The sequence below is a fragment of the Rhodococcus sp. NPDC057014 genome (assembly GCF_042673295.1).
Taxonomy (GTDB): Bacteria; Actinomycetota; Actinomycetes; order Mycobacteriales; family Mycobacteriaceae; genus Rhodococcus_F.
Map to the genome: position 1 here is coordinate 23,229 of NZ_JBHUSF010000003.1, position 17,672 is coordinate 40,900.

16 protein-coding genes and 2 pseudogenes are annotated in these 17,672 nt (G+C 65.2%); 10 read left to right on the top strand and 8 right to left on the bottom strand.

Features of this window, described 5'->3' with window-relative positions; genetic code table 11:
• Nucleotides 1-189 precede the first annotated feature (189 nt).
• From ACFTZB_RS01070 to ACFTZB_RS01080, 3 genes are all read right to left on the bottom strand, one after another.
• Entirely contained in the window at nucleotides 190-360 is a 171-nt protein-coding gene (locus ACFTZB_RS01070; RefSeq protein WP_378429696.1) for a hypothetical protein, read from the bottom strand.
• Nucleotides 361-447: 87 nt separating this feature from the next.
• The gene (locus ACFTZB_RS01075; protein ID WP_378429697.1) at nucleotides 448-873 is read right to left on the bottom strand and encodes a hypothetical protein; all 426 of its coding nucleotides are present in this window, start codon (nucleotides 871-873) and stop codon (nucleotides 448-450) included.
• A 268-nt stretch (nucleotides 874-1,141) separates the two neighbouring features.
• Nucleotides 1,142-1,600, bottom strand: coding sequence for a hypothetical protein (locus ACFTZB_RS01080; RefSeq protein WP_378429698.1), 459 nt, complete (start codon nucleotides 1,598-1,600; stop codon nucleotides 1,142-1,144).
• A gap of 548 nt (nucleotides 1,601-2,148) precedes the next feature.
• On the opposite strand from ACFTZB_RS01080, the gene ACFTZB_RS01085 reads away from it, so the two are divergent.
• Nucleotides 2,149-2,976 (top strand): class I SAM-dependent methyltransferase, encoded by an 828-nt coding sequence (locus tag ACFTZB_RS01085; RefSeq protein ID WP_378429699.1) that lies wholly within the window; start codon nucleotides 2,149-2,151, stop codon nucleotides 2,974-2,976.
• A 262-nt stretch (nucleotides 2,977-3,238) separates the two neighbouring features.
• On the opposite strand, the gene ACFTZB_RS01090 is transcribed toward ACFTZB_RS01085, so the two are convergent.
• From ACFTZB_RS01090 to ACFTZB_RS01105, 4 genes are all read right to left on the bottom strand, one after another.
• Entirely contained in the window at nucleotides 3,239-4,144 is a 906-nt protein-coding gene (locus ACFTZB_RS01090) for an HNH endonuclease (RefSeq protein WP_378429700.1), read from the bottom strand.
• A 355-nt stretch (nucleotides 4,145-4,499) separates the two neighbouring features.
• Nucleotides 4,500-5,087: a hypothetical protein gene (locus ACFTZB_RS01095; RefSeq protein ID WP_378429701.1), complete on the bottom strand. Its 588-nt coding sequence runs from the start codon at nucleotides 5,085-5,087 to the stop codon at nucleotides 4,500-4,502.
• 280 nt (nucleotides 5,088-5,367) lie between these two features.
• Nucleotides 5,368-6,945: a serine/threonine-protein kinase gene (locus tag ACFTZB_RS01100; RefSeq protein ID WP_378429702.1), complete on the bottom strand. Its 1,578-nt coding sequence runs from the start codon at nucleotides 6,943-6,945 to the stop codon at nucleotides 5,368-5,370.
• Between the two features lie 423 nt (nucleotides 6,946-7,368).
• Nucleotides 7,369-7,899 (bottom strand): MmpS family transport accessory protein, encoded by a 531-nt coding sequence (locus ACFTZB_RS01105; protein WP_378429703.1) that lies wholly within the window; start codon nucleotides 7,897-7,899, stop codon nucleotides 7,369-7,371.
• A gap of 564 nt (nucleotides 7,900-8,463) precedes the next feature.
• On the opposite strand from ACFTZB_RS01105, the gene ACFTZB_RS01110 reads away from it, so the two are divergent.
• The 3 genes from ACFTZB_RS01110 to ACFTZB_RS01120 all read left to right on the top strand — a co-directional run bounded on the left by ACFTZB_RS01110 (nucleotide 8,464) and on the right by ACFTZB_RS01120 (nucleotide 10,814).
• Nucleotides 8,464-9,102: a serine/threonine protein kinase gene (locus ACFTZB_RS01110; protein WP_378429704.1), complete on the top strand. Its 639-nt coding sequence runs from the start codon at nucleotides 8,464-8,466 to the stop codon at nucleotides 9,100-9,102.
• Nucleotides 9,092-9,997 carry a hypothetical protein gene (locus ACFTZB_RS01115; RefSeq protein ID WP_378429705.1) on the top strand — a complete coding sequence of 302 codons (906 nt, stop codon included), beginning with the start codon at nucleotides 9,092-9,094 and terminating at the stop codon, nucleotides 9,995-9,997. The genes ACFTZB_RS01110 and ACFTZB_RS01115 overlap by 11 nt, the downstream gene beginning before the upstream one ends.
• 241 nt (nucleotides 9,998-10,238) lie before the next feature.
• Nucleotides 10,239-10,814 (top strand): hypothetical protein, encoded by a 576-nt coding sequence (locus ACFTZB_RS01120; RefSeq protein ID WP_378429706.1) that lies wholly within the window; start codon nucleotides 10,239-10,241, stop codon nucleotides 10,812-10,814.
• Nucleotides 10,815-11,016: 202 nt separating this feature from the next.
• Here the strand turns inward: ACFTZB_RS01120 and ACFTZB_RS01125 are convergent, their stop codons facing one another.
• On the bottom strand, nucleotides 11,017-11,865 hold the full coding sequence (locus tag ACFTZB_RS01125) for a hypothetical protein (protein WP_378429707.1): 849 nt from the start codon (nucleotides 11,863-11,865) through the stop codon (nucleotides 11,017-11,019).
• A gap of 251 nt (nucleotides 11,866-12,116) precedes the next feature.
• Here ACFTZB_RS01125 and ACFTZB_RS01130 point away from each other — a divergent pair, with 251 nt between their 5' ends.
• The 6 genes and pseudogenes from ACFTZB_RS01130 (at nucleotide 12,117) to ACFTZB_RS01155 (ending at nucleotide 17,608) form a co-directional block, all read left to right on the top strand.
• Nucleotides 12,117-12,860: a helix-turn-helix domain-containing protein gene (locus ACFTZB_RS01130; protein WP_378429708.1), complete on the top strand. Its 744-nt coding sequence runs from the start codon at nucleotides 12,117-12,119 to the stop codon at nucleotides 12,858-12,860.
• Nucleotides 12,854-13,558 (top strand): RES family NAD+ phosphorylase, encoded by a 705-nt coding sequence (locus ACFTZB_RS01135; RefSeq protein ID WP_378429709.1) that lies wholly within the window; start codon nucleotides 12,854-12,856, stop codon nucleotides 13,556-13,558. The genes ACFTZB_RS01130 and ACFTZB_RS01135 overlap by 7 nt, the downstream gene beginning before the upstream one ends.
• A gap of 457 nt (nucleotides 13,559-14,015) precedes the next feature.
• Nucleotides 14,016-15,146 (top strand): hypothetical protein, encoded by a 1,131-nt coding sequence (locus ACFTZB_RS01140; protein ID WP_378429710.1) that lies wholly within the window; start codon nucleotides 14,016-14,018, stop codon nucleotides 15,144-15,146.
• Between the two features lie 232 nt (nucleotides 15,147-15,378).
• Nucleotides 15,379-15,687, top strand: a pseudogene (locus tag ACFTZB_RS01145) (acyl-CoA dehydrogenase family protein); the annotation flags it as partial.
• 191 nt (nucleotides 15,688-15,878) lie between these two features.
• Nucleotides 15,879-16,715: pseudogene (locus ACFTZB_RS01150) on the top strand (serine/threonine-protein kinase); the annotation flags it as partial.
• 8 nt (nucleotides 16,716-16,723) lie between these two features.
• The gene (locus ACFTZB_RS01155; RefSeq protein ID WP_378429711.1) at nucleotides 16,724-17,608 is read left to right on the top strand and encodes a hypothetical protein; all 885 of its coding nucleotides are present in this window, start codon (nucleotides 16,724-16,726) and stop codon (nucleotides 17,606-17,608) included.
• The last annotated feature ends 64 nt before the right edge of the window (nucleotides 17,609-17,672 follow it).

The window sequence follows — 17,672 nt, forward strand, 5'->3', positions numbered from 1 at the left end:
CCGTGCGGGCCGCGTCAGGCATTTCCGCCTGGTACGGGCGTGACGATCGCGACTACGTAAAGCCTGCAGGAAGCGTGTGCTGCTTCCGTACCCCGGACGTACCAGACCCGATGGTGACGTCGTCGCGGCGGCGCGAGCAACCCTATTGTTCGCCTGCATGGCCACCACCGAGGCCGTGAACGAGCGGAATCATGTCGTATCCCACGGTGATCGCTCGAGACTGTTGAGCTCATCGAGCACGTGGTCGACGGCGGTGGTGGGGATACAGACATCGTTCCCCTCCGAAGCGCGGAGACGGTCACGTATGTAGGCGAGCATGGCGAGTTCACGCTCGAGGTCTGCGCCGGTTCGGTCGCTCACCGTCTGATTCTCCCTTGATCAGGGGGTGCAGAGCAGAACTACGCTGCCCGGAGGCTCGGAGCACCCCAGTTCGGAGCAGTATTCAGGTCACGGGACGCGTATGTATCCCTTGTCGATGCCGTCCTGGATATCGGCGATGCACGCCTCGCGGGTCTGACCGGACTTGCCCATGCATGTTTCGATGAACGACTCATCCTCCGTCGGGTACGGGCGCGCGGTCTCGGCTGGTGCGAGTTGCCCGCACTGCGGGTCATTGGGAACGGAGTACTGCCGGCCGTCAGAGCCGCTGTACACACCAACGAGCGGGTGCCCATCGCAGAACAGGAAGGTCTTCACCACTTCGGTCGGCGGAGCGAACGTTTCCTGATCGGTGAGGTACTCGCACTGCGGGTCGTTCGGGACCGAGTACTGGAGGCCGTCGGAGCCGCTGTACACCCCGACCAGCGGGTGCCCATCGCAGAACAGGAAGGTCTTTTCCACCTCGATCGGCTGCGCGGGAGCGACCTGGTCCACGATCGGTTCGGAGGTTGGAGGCAATTCAGTTGGGGTGCTGGTGGACCCGACGGTTGTGGTTGCCGTCAGTGTGCGGGTAGCACTGGGCTGCGGGGGCGGCGAGGCTTCCTCCGATGCACAACCCGCCCCCATCGCAAGGGTGGTGGCAGCAAGTACTGCTGCCAGTATGTTCCTGTACATAATTTTCTCCGGTTGTGTCGGTGGGTGAGGCTGGGCGGGGACTCCCGATGCAACGACAGCGGCACTGTCGCATCGAATGGGACGACCTCTAGCTGCCAAAGTTGAGGCCGTCGCGACTGCCGCTCGATGGCGCAGTCACCGGCGCCGGCGCGACAACGACGACCTTCGGTTCATTGCGCGCATACTGAGACGAAGCGGAATCCCAGCACTCGGTGATGACGTTGTAGCTACTGACAGCGACATCGGGGATCGAGTAGGTCATGGTTTCGTGGGTCGCCGGGAAGATCGCGTAGTCGAAGCCCTCCAATTTCGGCCACACGTAGTTCTCCCACGCCAACTCTGCACCCGTCGGCAGGACCACCGCACCGCACCGTCCATAATCGTTCGGGTGGGTCAGTGAGATATTGATTGTCGAGCCGTCGACATCCGCGGTAAACGGCGGCGGCAGCAGCGGGGCAGGTTCCGCGGCGGCAATTCCCGCTGCCAGAGACATGATCACGAGGCCGGCAAGTGCGGCCGCGACCGAGAGGCGAACAGCTGTCTTCATTCCTGAATCCAACCAAACCTCCCAGCACCGCAGGTCCGCGGGGCTGAAGCCCACGTCACCCGTAATGCACTCGAATACAAGCTTTCCGGTTGTCAATACACCATCCGAATGACGAGGTACGGACACCGGCACGGGACCCCATTACACAGTCCGCCGCGGACGTGTGCCGATCACTTCCATGTTGACGATGCGCCCTCCCCGGCTGACGCGCGGCACCGCACCGTCATGACGGCATCCTGATCGTCGAAAACCCGCGACATATCGTGGTCGTCCCGAACTACTACGGCGGCGCCGGTCACACCCTCACAGGGCCGGAGACCGCCGTGATCCCACCCCCACCACCAGCAGGAAAATCTGGCATCTCTCATCGACGACTATCTCGACATCGAACAGGCACCAACCCACCTGACACTGTGCCCGTCAGGATCGCAGCAGAACACAATCCAGAACAACACCATCGGCCCACCGCGCTCCTCCGAGCACAGGCATTCTTGCCGATACGGCGAGAACTCTCGCCGAAACCGTCAGTGCTATTGCACTGTGTTGGCATGGACGAAGCGGGCAAGGTCACCGAGGTCACGACGACATCAAGCGAGGCGGACGAATGGGATGCGCGCTACAGCGAGCGCGATCGCGTCTGGAGCGGAGAACCCAACGGCGCACTTGTCGACGAGATGACCGGCGCACGCCCAGGACGCGCCCTCGACGTCGGCTGCGGTGAAGGCGCCGACGCACTCTGGCTCGCCCGCCAGGGATGGGCCGTCACCGCGCTGGACATTTCGCAGATCGCCGTCCACCGGGCCCGGGCCCACGCAGACAGGGAAAACGTGGACATCACCTGGGTGCTGAGCGGACTGCTCGAACCCGATCTCCCCACCGGTGGATTCGACCTGGTCTCAGCCCAGTACCCCGCCCTGCGCATAACCGCCGACCATGCCGCCGAACGCGCGCTGATCTCCGCCGTCGCACCGGGCGGCACCCTGCTGATCGTGCACCACGACATCCGCGACGCGGACGCGGCACGCGAGCACGGCTTCGACCCCGACGACTGGGTCACCCCCGGTGACGTGGCGGCGCTCCTCGATCACAGCTGGCACATCGACATCAACGAGGTCCGGGAACGTGCGATAAACGGCGGCGCACACCACACCCACGACGTGGTCCTACGCGCACACAGGCTACTGCCCCACCAAAGCCCTTTCACCGGGCACCGGGCAGGCCGTGGTTCTCTCGGCGCAAACGCAGGATCACACCGGAAAACCACGACGGGAACAGCAGCGCCCGCTTCAACTCCGTGTGGTCACTCACACGATCGCGCCCGCTACGGGGACCACCGACAGGCGCGGTGGGTCATGCATCACACCAACCAGCCCTGAGGCTAGAGGTCATCATCACCCGACTGGACGAAACGCCGACACCCGGCGATAGGAATGTCGGCCTCTCGACAAGTACCCGACCCCACCGGCACCGGCACCGGCACCGGCACGGCGCGGATCCCTTCCGTCAGCGTCAGCGAGATGCACAAGCCGCGATTGGTGGAAGCCGGCATCGCTACCAAGTTCGTGTACCCCTCGGAGGATGGAGGATCGGGGCGCTGCTGGCGCTGCTGGCGCTGCACGCGGTGAAGGCGGGAAACGGCTAAAGGCGGGCTCCTTTGGCCCGGTTACATCTCAGGCACAACAACTGGAGGTTGTCTACGGTGCTTGCACCCCCGAGAGAGAAGGGAATGATGTGGTCGAATTCGAGATAGGAGTTGGCGCCGCATTCGCAGCATCGTCCCTGATCGCGCTGCCACACAGCTGCCTTCACATGTTGAGGGATGGATCGTGATGCGCCGTCATTGTTCAGCAAGACTCTGCGGTCGATCCGTAGGGCGGTATCGATGATGGTTGCCGCGTACTCCGGGTCGTGAACGGCGAATCGGCCCGTTAGCGATCGGTTGGTCGCGTCGAGGGCGATACTGTCGCGCCCCACCCAGTTGACTCGGTGCAGCTTCGACAGGGGTATCTCGCCCCCGTGCTGCAAGGCTACGAATCTGATCTTGCGGTTGGTGACTACGAGTTGCCCGGGCGTGGGTTGTGGGCCGGACTTCAAATCCCGCCACCTCGTAGCCGGGGCCAACAGGAAGCACTGCTCATCGAGCGGCAGATGCAGGGCCGGTGCGGGGACGGTGGGCAGCTGACCCGATCGGATGCGAGTCAGCATGTGCTGACGGGCCAGTTCGCCGTCGAGCGCGGCGACGTCACCGACGGCAAGTCCAAGGATCTGGGTCGCACGACGAAATGTCCCGAGTTCGTCGTCGGTGATGACGCCGTCGCTGTGCGCGAACGCCGCGTACCGGCGCAACCATTCGATCGCATCGGGTTTGATCTTTGCGAGCGCGTCTTGCCGAGGGACATGCGCCCCATCCAGCCAAGTATGGAGGTCGGTCCACTCCTGCCCCAGCGGACCGGTTACTCCCAGGAGGTCCCGCGCCGAAACAACGTACTGCTGGAGGACCTGTTGGACGAAAGGCTTGCAACTCTCGCAGTGCCGCCGCCACATTCGCGTGGGTTGCCCGCAACGGGCACATCCTTCTGACCGATTCACATCGCAAATCTTCTCATCTGGCCTGGTCAGCCACGTAACGGGGTGCCAGCTGGCACCGTGGTTCAGGACGCCGGCATTAGCTAGTCGTTACTGAGGCCTCGTCCGACTGTTAGCGGGAAATCCTGCCACTCCTCAGCGGGGCCCGGTTCAGGCTGATCTGCGAACTCTGCGTCACCGAAGCGGAGACGTGCCGAAACGGCAAGTCCGCTGCGCGATCGGGAAATCGATCCTAGGAGCCGTCGACCACGACCATCACGTTGCTCTGGTCCAAGCGCTCCACCGGAGGGGCGACTATCCCCGCGGTGGAAAATCAGGAAATCGGTGCAGGGCACTGTCCGGTCTGCGCGCCGATCGAGTTGATCTCTGCGTTCGAACGGGGATCACCCGCGTAGTTGATCTGGTTGGTGCATCGATCGTCGGGTACCGCGTTCGGGTCGGGAATTGTTGCACCGGAGGGATATTGGCAGATAGTTCCATTACACACCGGCGTGTTCGCGTCGACTTCATTCTGCAGAACTTCGTCGTGGACGGACTGGCAGTAGTCGGAGTAGCCGGTGACAGTGCCGTCCGACCAGTAGGTTTCGATTGGGCCGAGCCCGATCTGACAGTCGAGGATGTAGGGTTCCTCGACAACTGTTGCTTCGACCGATTCCGTCTCGAGCGCGGGTACGGGCTCGGGTGTCGCCTGTGGTGGCAACGGAGGCGGGGGTTCGACGGTTGTTGCACTGGCGACGGTGCTGGTGTTCGAGCTGTTCGGCTGCGGTGAGTCGGAGACCTCGGTGGCGGCGCAGCCGGCGAGCGCGGCGCAGAGGAAGGCGACCCCCGCCAGGCGGAGGGTGAGTGGCATATCTGGTATGTCGACACTTCGTCCTGAACCGTTACGTGCACCGCACAGCAAACGTCATTCGTCGATTCATCTCCCCCTTACGAGAATCGAAAATTATTGCGTAACAGCAACGATCCCGAGTGACGACAACCACGACATGCCAGCGGTTTCACTCGTCGGACCGCACCCGGACGACCAGAAGGCCCGCACGGTTTCGACAGTGGCGCCGGGTTCTGAAGCGAACCCACCCGCCGACCGACGGACAACGTCCACGTGTCAAGTGATGTGCAGCCTTCCGATGAGCTCTGAATGCTTATTGTTGTTGCAGTGCACCGGCATTAATACTTTGAACCTAGGAGCACGGGATGATGAAAGTGGGATCGGTATTCAGGTCGAGCCACTTGCCGTATGCATCCTCACCTTGCGCCCACACGAGGGCGCACACCGCATCTGTCGATTTTCCCGCCGCCCTGTACACCGCATAGATCGGATTGCCTTCATCCGTCGCCTGCCGCAGGGAGGGACACGCCTGATCCGTGCGCAGGTATGAGGAACCCGGGTGTGCAACGAGAAAACTTTGGACGTCCTCGGCGTATTGGCCTGGCGTAACCGCCGATCCCACCACAACGATGCCCGTGCCGTCGCAGCGCGGTTGGGCGATCGGGATGGAGAGGCCGAGGTCTCCGGGGCGCGCCGTGACCGGTGACGATGGCACGGGCGCCGGAACCGGGGTCTCGGTGCTTGGGGCTGCGGGTGCTTGACGGACATCGGCTGGTGGGAGCACCGCCGGAGCCGATAGGTCGGCAGTTGTGGTGCGGGCGCCCGCGGCCGACGGTGTGCTGCCGGAGTCGCCCTGGTTCACGGCCAGCCAGGCGACAACACCGCCCACGGCGAGCAGACCGACGATGAGCAGCGTCATCAAAACCGGCACCAGATGCGAGGGTTTCGGCTGCTGAGGGGACCACGTGTGTTGCGGCACCGGATGTTCGCGGTCCGGAGGCACCGGGTCGAAGGCGGTCGGCTCGAGGAGCGGCATCGCGGTGGCCGGCCGCAGCGTGGTCTCCGCGATCGTGCCGGCGGTGTGGCGGTCGTGGTGGGTGAGTGCGGATTGTGCGGCGCTCGCGAACTGCCCGGCGGAGGCGTAGCGGTCCGCGGGATCCTTGGCCATGCCGCGCGCGATGACCTCGTCGAACCCCACCGGGATGGTCTGCATGGTGGTGCTGACGCGCGGTACGGGGGATGTGAGGTGAGCCTTGATCAGTCCACTGATCGTGCTGGCTTGGTAGGGCTTGGCACCGGTCAACGCCTCGTACAGCACGCACGCCAGCGAGTAGATATCGGACCGGCCGGTCACCGGCTCGTCGTCAAACCGTTCGGGCGCCATGTAGGCGTAGGTGCCGATGATGCTGCCGGCGGTGGTCAATTGGGTGGCCAGGGCGTCGCTGGCGATACCGAAGTCGACCAGGTAGGCGAACTCGTTGTCGCGGTCGCCGGTGATCAGGATGTTTTCCGGTTTGACATCGCGGTGGACCAGTCCGGCGGCGTGCGCCGCGTCGAGTGCCGCGCCGATCTGGATCACGATCCGCACCGCCCGTGCCGGCGGCATCGAACCGCCCCTGGTCAGCAGGGTACGCAGATCGGATCCCTCGACGAGCCGCATGTCGATGTAGAGCAGACCGTCGATCTCACCCCAATCATGAATCGGGATGACGTGCGGTTCCTGCAGCCGCGCAGCAGCCTGCGCTTCCCGGCGGAAACGTGCCGGGTAGCCGGGGTTCTGCGCGAACTCCTCGGGCAGCAGCTTCAGGGCCACGGTACGGCCCTTCACGGTGTCGTATGCCCGATAGACCTCGCCCATTCCGCCCCTGGCGAGCAACACCTGCAGTTGGTAACGGCCGAACGTCGTGCCGGCCCGCGATCCGTCGACCATGTTGCGCTCCCCCTTTGCCCACCGCCGGCGACTACGGCCGGAGCATCCCTATTGTCGATGATCCGACGACCAAGTATGCGCAATCGCCCACGGCAACGGGCGGGTGGAGGCTTGCGCCCCCTGCCCAAGAGTGGCGGCCTCGGGGACCACGCGAAATCGAGCACGGTGCTCACCAACTACGTGATGGCGTTGTGCGAGTCTCCCCGCCGGGCCGCATGGGTGCAGCGCAAGGGCGTGCCGAATTCTAGGCCCCGCCAGCACGAAACACGACTGGCGCAAACTGGACGGGGCATCGACTAACCACTGATTGAGAAACGTGTTGCGCCCGCCGCCCCTCATATCAGAGCTGAGGCCTGCGCCTCAGCCCCTAGAAGGGCCTGCGGAAGATCACATCATGTTGGTGCACAATAAAACTGGCATATTCTAGTTGCCGCCCAGGTCCGCCTGGACGCACGACGCTGTCGCCCCCACGCCGGACGAGGTGTTCTCGGTGACGACGGCACCGTCAACCAGGATTCGGCAGGTGATCGAGCCACTGTCCTCGAAGCCATTGGATGCGGTCAGGCTGGCCGTCTTGATGATTCCCGTGACCGTCACTTCCTTCGTCCACGGCAGCGCAATGCCGGATTCCTGTGCCATGTTCATGTCGGCCGACGTGTAGGTGACGATCGCACCCTGGCCATCGCCCGTCACTTCATACGTGACAGCGACCTCCTTCTTCGACTCCTCGTCCACGCTGTTGATCGCCCCACCGACCAGCGCGGTGCATCCGGCGAATCCTGCGATGAAGACCACCAGGATCGCGAGGAGGATCCACGGCCACTTCTTCCGCTTCCGCGGCGGCTGAGCGGGCGGGTACCCGTACTGGTTCGGGTACGGCTGTCCCGGCTGCTGCGGATACGGTTGCTGGCCGTAAGGCTGCTGCGGCGGTCCAGGAGGCGGAGGCTGCGTCATGACGTGCGAATCCTTTGCTGGAAGTAAATGACCCTGAGGGTTCGCTGAGAGATCGCTGATACCGCCCGGTCCGTTACCACGACCTGCCGGGCGCGCCGAATCGAAACGGCGCGGGTGCATGCACCAACCGGAGTCGGGGCGGCCGTCCGCCGAGCGTGGCGGTGAGGACGCGGCGAGAACCTCGCCGTTCCAGCCTCCGACGAAGAAGGTGCGCGAGGTCTCCTACCGCACGCTCCGCACGCGTCGGTTCGACCGCGAGACCGCACGCCAGATATCTGCACCCGGAAGATACGGTCGAATGACCGACAGAGTGTTCCGGTCAATCGTGGTATGAACCATCGGTGATGAGACGACAAGAGCCGCAATAGTTTCCCCGGGAATCTCGTTCCGCGAGGGGCGGCCCGGAACCATCCGTGGTCGCCGAACCTGTAACGAATCGCCCGCTCCAAGCGCTGGAGAAGTAGACGTCCGTCGACGCCCGCTGCATTTCCTCGCCTATTTCGTACCCTTGCCCACGACTGCCCTACGCGTTCACGGCACCCAGCACCCTCAAGGACCTACCTGATGAGCTCCCCTCAGCCGCCGCGACCGTGGGACACCGATCCGCAGCACACCCAGCCGATCTACTCGCAGCCCGGGTACGAACCCGAACACCCTGCCCCGCCGGTGCCCAACGTTCCTCCGCCGCCGACCTACGTGACTCCACATCCGATGTACCTGCCCCCGCCGCCGCAGCATCCACCCCGATCGCTGGCGTGGATGTGGGTGCTCTTGGTTGCTCTCACCCTCGGCCTGCTGGGGATCATCGGCTACATCTGGGTGTGGCCACTGATCGTCAACGACACCGCGAACCAGGCCGGCGACGGAACCCACACCGTGATCGTCACGTCCCCCGCACCGCAGGTTCCCGGTCCGGCACCGGCGCAGGGCGGCGGCAGTGACGTCGTCCCGTCGTACTCCACCCGCTGCGCGAGCGTCTTCCCGAACACCGAATTCCCCACCTCCGCGGTCGGCAGCAACGTCACCTCCTGCGAGTTCTCCGAAGAGGTGCGGTTCGAGTACATCAGCCAACCGCAGCGCGGCGGCACCGTCACCGTCACCGCTACCAGCCCGGTCACCGGCCAGACCTACACGATGAGCTGCTCGGGGTCGAAGGTGGTGACCTGCACCGGCGGGAACAATGCGGTGGTCTATGTGTTCTAGCCGGGTCCTGTCCATGGTGGCCGCCGCGGCCGTCGCCGCCGCAGCGCTGTCGGCGTGCACCATCCCCCCACGCTCCGGCGACGCCAATACCGGGCCGGGCAAGACGATCACCCAGATCGTGGTCGTCCCACCGGAGAGCACCACGCCACTCGTCCCGGCGGCGCCCCCGGCCGCGGCCGGGCAGGGCCCGCTGGCCGGATTCGACGCCCTCGCCGCTCAACTCGGCGGCGACACCGGAATCGCCCTCGCCCCCGTCGGAGGCGGTCAATCGATCGTGGCCGGCACCTTACAAACCGGGCCCGCGTGGTCGACGATCAAGGTGCCCCTGGCCATCGCCGCACTCACCGCACCCGGGGGAAGCGGACAACTCACCTCCGCCGCCCAGGCCGTCACCGCATCCGACAACGCCGCCGCCGACCAACTCTGGGACTCGCTCGGCGCACCCCCGGTCGCCGCCACCCAGGTGCAGGCGGTGCTTCAATCATTCGGGGATCCGGCCACCGTCGTCGAATCCCGCAAGACCCGTCCCGAGTACAGCGCCTTCGGGCAAACAGTGTGGTCACTCGCCGCGCAGACACAATTCGCCTCATTTCTGCCGTGCCATACCGAAGCCGCGCAAGTCCTCGGATACATGGACGACATCGCCGGCGACCAGCGGTGGGGTCTGGGCACCCTGCCCAATACCTCCTTCAAAGGCGGTTGGGGACCGGACGAACAAGGCCGCTACCTCGCGCGCCAGTTCGGCATCATCAGCACCGGCAGCGGACAACTCGCCGTTGCCATCGCGGCGGAAGCGCCCTCGGGATCCTTCAACGACGCGACAGCGATGCTCACCCAGATCGCCCAGTGGATCAGCACCCGCGTCGCCACGGTGACCTCAGGAGCCTCCTGCTGAACCAACCGCCGCCTCACCCAACATGCTCCGCGGTACACACGGGCCGCCGAGCATCGGACGAGCATCGGAATCTCGCCCTTCATCGTTGCGTAGTGCAACCCGGCACTTCGCTCGGCTAGATACCCACCGAGCCGAACCTGCAACGCCGCCGAGGGAACCGACGATAGACAGCACAAGAACGGAATCAGCGCCTGCCGGCGCCGCCTCCACACTCGCGATGATCGACTGAACGAGAACAACGATGAATCTCAAGCACTTCTTTCTCGCGGCCGTGTCGATCAGCGCCCTTGTCCTGACAGCGTGCGGTACCGAGGACACCTCACCCCAGACGCCGACGCCGGCGCCATCGTCGGTTGCCTCGTCACCCGCCTCACCGACTCCACCGCCGGCGCCGCCGCCGTCGAGCGAGCCGGTGGCTGTGCCCGCACCGCCGCCAGTCACCTTCGAGTGCGGTGACCTGGCCGTCTACCAATCCGGCACCGCCCTGTACTCGGACGGGACCGTGGGCTATGAAGCGGTATGTGACACCTACGTTCCCCCGGCCGACCCGGTCCTGCAGTACTGCGACTACGGGGGCGTGGCGGTCTACACCGACGGGTCCTCCTCGACGACGGACCCCGCATGTGCCAGTACGGTCGATCCCGGCAGCGGTGCGTCCGGCTATCCGTACGACCCCTCCCAGGACCGCAACGGTGATGGAGTCGTCAACGGGTACGAACGATGCGGCCTCGCCTGTGGGGAAGACCCGACAAGCGGTGAGATCCAACTGCAGTACGGGTGCGAACAGGGTTACATCACCGGCCCCCAATGCAATTGATCTGCACTCACGACTGGCTCATCGCGGGCAACGGACCACCGCAGGGAGCTGCTCAGTCTGCTCGTCCGGTGCGCGAAATGTTTCCGCCGATCCTGGGCGCCAACCGATTCGGGTCCAGTCGACCGTAACGCGTGATCCCCGCACGCCGAGGCAGGCAGATGGCAAACACCGTCGGCACATCGTCAGCCGACATCAATACACGTCAATACACATAGACCACTGCGTTGTTGCCGCCGCTGCAGGTCACCACCCGCACCCCGCCGCAGCCCATCGGGTACCGCTGTCCGGTGACCGGGCTATCGGCCTCGATTGTCACGGGCCTTCCACGCTGCGGTTGATTCAGGTACTGGCGTCGAACCTCTTCGGCGAATCCACATGAGGTGACGGCGGTACCGACAGCCGAGGACGTGAATTCGGCGGCGGCGAACAGCGGCGGGCACGGCCGGGCACTGGACGGCAACGCCTCGACGGGGTCGACTCCTGGATTCAGGGTGACCCGCAGTGTGGTCGGGGCCGATTCCGTCGAACCGGCAGAGCGTTCAGCGCGATCGGCCTCCTCCACGAGTCGAGGTCCAATCGCGATGTATCCGATCAAACCCAGTAGCGCGATCGCCAAGACACCGATCAGCACCGACATCCACCCCGGTGGGCCACCGGCGCTCGGGATTGCCGGTTGCAGTCGCGGCTGTGGACCCCGATCAGTGCGCTGCCCGATCTGAACCGCCGCGATCGCCGCGGTGACGCACAAAGCCAGCGACCCGAGGGTCACCATCCACAAGCCCCAGCCGACCCGGGCACCCATCGGCTCACCGAACAACTCACCGCGCATCGAGGCCACGGCAACAATGTCCACGATCGCCACCACGAGACAGAGCGCACCGACGACCGGGCCGACCCACCGGAGTCCGTACCGGGACCGACCTGACCCCCACAACGTGAAGATCGCCGTCGCCCCGACGAGCCCGAGGATCAGCGTGAAGACGCCGTCACCATCGATCCCGCTGGTACCGAAACCAAGGAAACTCGCCCACGGTCCGAAACTGCCGATCACGATGCCCACACTCGACGCGGCCGCCGCAACCAGAGCCGCAAGGTGACCAGAGCTGCCTCTTGCTGGAGGTGAGACAACGTAAGGCTGGGGTGGGCCCGGGTACGGCTGAGGGGACGACATAATCAACTCCGATGGTGTGACCCATGTCACATATCGGCGTGCAGATCGCAGCGTTACCGAATGCCCTGGTCGAAGGCCGCACTTCCCGCGTAACCCGCATTACCCGTACAATGAGGTCGAGGAGGTACACCATGCCCGGGACACGACGACACACCCCGCACACCACCCCCTATGTGCGGGCACCACGCCACCTCGCCGGTCGCCGCCACCGCGCCGGCGGCTGGAAGGTGACCGTCGCCAAGGGCGGCGGCGCCCTCGCGTGGTCACGGGTCACCGAACTCACCATCACCACCCCGACACCGCGGTCACCGGCACGGATCGTCCAGACCAAGGTCGAGGCGCTCGAGATCGCCGCGCAGATCCTGCGGGACGAACAATCCGGGGCTAGCACCCCCATGGATCCTTTGCCGGCGTCCGCGCCCGGCCGCCGTCTCGCGAGCGTCCCCGACGACGAATGGGGGCCGGCACCGACCTCGGCGCAGACCGCCACCCTGGACGAGGAGAACCTGCAGTTGCAGGTCGATCAGCGGCGCGAGCAACTCGCCGCCTCGTTCACCCGCACCCAGGTCGCGGACATCCTCGGCGTCTCCCGGCAGACCGTGTCCGACATGGCCGCCGACGGGCGGCTCATCGGGCTCAAGGACGGCCGGGAGTGGCGGTTCCCGACCTGGCAGTTCACCCCCGACCGGGCCGACCCGGTCCTGCCCGACCTCGACCGCCTGACCCGCGCGTTCCCCGGCGGTGAAGTCAGCCTCTCGCGGTGGATGACCGGCCCCAACACCGCCTTCGCCGGTCGCACCCCCGCCCAGGAAATGGCCCGCGACAGCGACCACGTCATCACCGTCGCGACCGGCCTGACCGCCGCCGGATGGTAAAGCCCCTCCCCGCGCCGGTCCGGCCCCTCCCCTCGGCCGATCACCGCTGGACCTGGACACCCAGCGACCCCACCACGACGCCGTGGTTCCGGGTCTACCACCGGGATCGGTTCACCCCGAACGGGATCACCTTCCGCCGGTTCGGGCCGCTGGCCCGCTTCGACCACCACACCCCCACCCCGCCCGCGATGGACCCGGACCAGCGCGGGGTGCTGTACCTGGCCGTGGACCTCGCCACCAGCGCCTGCGAGGTGTTCGGCGAGGCCGGGGTCGCCGCCCTGTGCCCGCACTGGCGGGTCACCCAGGTCCTACCGGTCCTCGACATCGTCACCTACGACCTCACCACCCCCGGAGCGGCGCTGGCGATCGGGGCGCTGCCCGCCCTCGCCGCCGGCAACGAACATCGCGGCCTCACCCAACAATGGGCGAGGGCGATCTACGAAGACCAACCGGCCGCAACGAAAGTCGACGGCATCCGCTACCGCACCGCCTACAACGACGACCACGCCCTCGCGCTCTGGGACTGCGACAACGCGATCACCGTCGCCCACGACCGCACCGGGCAGCCGCTGGACCTACCCCTGACGCACCCGCGCATCCACCCCCGGCTGCTCGCCGCCCTGATTCCAATGCACATCGCCGTCACCCACACAGGCGAAACCCACTGCCCCAACTGCCAACGCGCCGCCACACCCTGATCGCGGGCGACGGCGCCAGCCGTGGGCTTTCGCCGACGGCACCTCTGGCTCGAGACGTGGAGGGAACACGCGAGGCGAGAGCCGGGTTTCCAGGACCTCACCGCACTGGCCAGCGCCGAAACCCTCCATAACCTGGAGCAATGACATGTCCCCATGTGTTCCTGTGATCGGATGGTGCTTGTGACTCCTTCGAAGAAGTCACACGATCTGCCGATTACTGTCTCAGCCATGGAACTCACGCCCGGCGGTGCCGGCATCTCTGCTGAGAACACCGACGGCATGCAGCAGCTCCGACGGTGGGTAGACGCATTGCGCGATTTCCGGGGTTCACTGGCTAGCCTCCCCGCGCAAACAGCCTCGGAGTTCTTCGAGACCGCTACTGGCGCGTTCCAAAGCGTCGTCAAGAACGACCCTCCGCAGGTTGGCGCTCCCGCGAACCCGCTTATCTTGGAGATCAATGCACGCACTTCTGCTGCTCGGCATCGAAGGTGCCAAGGACGGGAGAGTCACAGTCGGTGTGGCTCGAGATGCTGTCGCCGCTACCGTGTCTGGAGCCATCGTTCGAGCCGAGGACTGGCTCGTCAACGGCGCTCTCGCACCGGAGATTGCGGCCCAGCGGGTCGAGGAGTTCCGGGTCAGGATGCAAGCGATGCAGGATGACCTGGCTGCACAGATCGCAGCGGAGAACTCCCCGTCCTCGGCGCACGGTGCCCTCCTCGGATACACCGACCCCGCCATCGATGCCGCGGTGATCTTCACGCAGGTGTGCAGCTTCACCGACGAAGAGCACGAGAGATACTCAGCCGCCTACCAACGATTGAAGCGCCGCGTCGACCGCGGCCTGCTCATGTACGTGTTCGACGAACTCGACGTGTTCATGGACGTTCTCGAACGCGCACTTCGAGACGTGGGAGACGGCAAATTCCGGTGGAATATTCCCGACGCGGCGGACGAGTTCTGCCGCCGCATCCGGTCGGGCGTCGTCACGGTGAGCAGCGCGTTTCACGTGCACCAAACACAGACGTACTGGCTCATCCAGGACAAATTCGGAGGCACCAAAACGGCCGAGTACGAGGCGGCGCAGAAACTCTTCCACGACCTGTATAACCGCTGTTCGGGCTACCAATGGCTGCTGCAGCTCCGTCACACCATGCTGCACATCAGCATCGAGGCGGCGGCGGTATGCACACGGGCCAGCATCAACGAGGATCCCGTCCTAGAGGTGAACATGGATCGCGAGTGGATGAAGAAGTCCTCCGGAGTGATGGACAAAAAGTACAACCGCGAGCCGCTGCTAGCGATGACTACCGACCCGAGCGTGATCACGATGACGCAGGAAGCCATGCCGGCGCTGGCCGCGATACAGGATCAGCTGGACGACATCCTGTACCCCGAAACCAGCGAGGACGCCGCCATCGTGCGTGAACTCATCGGTCGGTTCGAGGGCAGAGAGGGGATGTACGCACTGCAACTCGGCCCCGGATTCACCAAGGCGGTCAGAGTACCTCCTTACCAACTGCTTTCACCGAAAGTGCTGACATTCGCTGAGCAACTCAGCGTTGACACTGCGGAACAAGCCACAGATTAGGGCGGGATGACTGGGGCCCGACAGCCCGGAAGTAGGGGCCGGTTCGTAAGCGAATCACAACCGATTCCGGCACCGGCCATGGTTCCTGGGACCGGTCGCCGCCAAGGTGGTGGTCGGGCTGATCACCGATGCGCTTGCGTACCAACCGCGCTCTTGTGGGCGGACGGGCCGTGCGCGACGGCGTCGAGGTCGCGTCCGCCGAACTGGTAGTCACCGGGCTGAAAGCTCGCACGGTCGCTGGAGTCTGGCCGGGGCGATGGGCGGGCACACCGTCGTCGCGAAGTTGCTGTCGCTGTATGGCACCGAGGAGCAGAAGCAGCAGTACCTGCCGAAGATGGCGACCGGCGAGATCCGGACCACGATGGCGCTGACCGAGCCCGGTGGCGGGTCGGATCTGCAGGCCATGTCGACCAACGCCAAGACCGACGGCGACGATCTGGTGATCAGCGGCTCGAAGACGTGGATTTCCAATGCCCGCCGGTCCGGGCTGATCGCGCTGCTGTGCAAGACCGATCCGGCCGCCACCCCCAACCACAGGGGAGCCGTCAGCGAATCTGTGCGGTCGCGTGAGGTGCAGCGAGGGAGTTCGCTGTACCTCCCTGGACGGAGGTGAGACCACATTGTTGAGCCTCTGGCCTGCCGATTCAGTAGTGGCCGGAACTCTCCAGCCGTATTCTTCCGATAGGGGTTCCCAAATGAGTGGCGGCACGTCAGTGGAGTCAGGCTTCGGAGATGGCGGATGTAGACCCGGCGGGTACTGAACGCGACCTGGCTGTCTCTGTCGTCTCCGAGTTGGAAGCCGAGGGGTTCGACAACGCACACGAGGTGGGGCGCGGCGGCTTCGGCTCCGTGTACAGGTGCGTGCAAACCTCGTTGGATCGCACAGTCGCGATCAAGGTTCTCGATGGCGTCGAGCATGGTGACCGCGAACGCTTCGTCCGGGAACAACGCGCTATGGGTCGGCTGTCCGGGCATCCGAATATCGTCCAGATACTGCAGGTGGGGGTCCTCAACGGGGGCCGCCCCTACATCGTGATGCCGTACCACGCACGGGACTCTCTCGACACCTGGGTTCGCCACCACGGTCCCTTGCCGTGGCCCGACGCCTTCTTGTTCGGAATCAAACTCGCTGGCGCCTTGCAGGCGGCGCATGATCTCGGAATCCTGCATCGCGATGTGAAGCCGGCCAACATCCTGATCACCGACTACGGTGAGCCCCAGCTGGCTGATTTCGGCATCGCTCGGGTCGGTGGGGCCTTCAAGACGTCGACGGGAAATGTCGCGGGTTCGCCCGCCTACACCGCCCCGGAGCTGCTGCACGGGCGGGCGCCCGGACCGGCATCCGACATCTATAGTCTGGGCTCGACGTTGTTCACACTGATCAGTGGCCACGCCGCCTTCGAGCGCCGAGCCGGTGAGGGCATGGTCGCGCAGTTCATCCGAATCACCAACGCGTCGATCCCCGACCTCCGCATGCAGGATTTTCAGCCGGACGTGGTGACCGCGATCGAGCATGCGATGGCCAAGGGGCCGACCGATCGACCCCCGACCGCTGCAGCGCTGGGCGAGGGCACTGCATGGCCGGGATAGCCGCGTACGAGCTTCTCGATGTCGCGGACGCGGAAGAAAGCTTCCGAACAGCGTTGACGCTCGGACGCCGGACTGGTCTGCACAGTCACGCCGCGCGGCTGGCCGGTGCCCTCCTCGGCTCGCTGTTGTACGACAAGGGTGATGTCAACACCGCCGAACAGTTGCTCGATCATGCCAACGAACTCGGCGCCGAGGGCGGCGTGGTCGACATGATGCTCGCGACTTATGGTGTGGGATCGCGAATCAAGGTTCTTCGAGGCGATCTTTCTGCCGCGGCGATCCGCTTGGATGAAGGGGCGGCCGCGGCGGCAAAGCTCCAACTGCGTCGGTTGGACAAGTGCATCTCGAATGAGCGGATCCGCGCGGGACTGCCACTCGACCCCACGACACGTGCTCGCCTGCGACACGCGAGGCCCCGCGAACTCGGGCGCGACGGCATCACGGAGGTCTGCTCCCAACTCGACGAAGATTCGACGATCAGGCTCCTCCTCGCCGACGGATCTAACACGGCGATCGCGGAGGCGCTGGCCCGAAGTCGTGCGATGGTCGGGCGGGTCGCGCAACAGGGCCGCCCACGGGCCCTGTTGGCGTGGAAGGGGTTAGAGGTGTGTTGCCTTGCCGCCACAGGGCGATTGGAAGAAGCGGAACGGTCGATCGCATCGGTGGTCTCGCGATGCGCGTCGCTCGGGTTGCCGCGGATCCTCCTCGACGCCGGGGGGCAGATTTCGGGTGTCCTGTCGATGCTGCTTACCGACGTTCACGCCGGATCTCCATGGCTGCAGGAGTGGCCCGACGTGACTGCGTCCTTCCTTCTCGACACCCTCGAGGGAGGTTCGAACGTCAGGGGCGGTGGCGACTCCGGGAGAACGTGAGGGGTAGCCGCCGCGTATATACCGTCGGGGGGACGAAAATATCCCCTTCGGTCAGTGCCGCTGT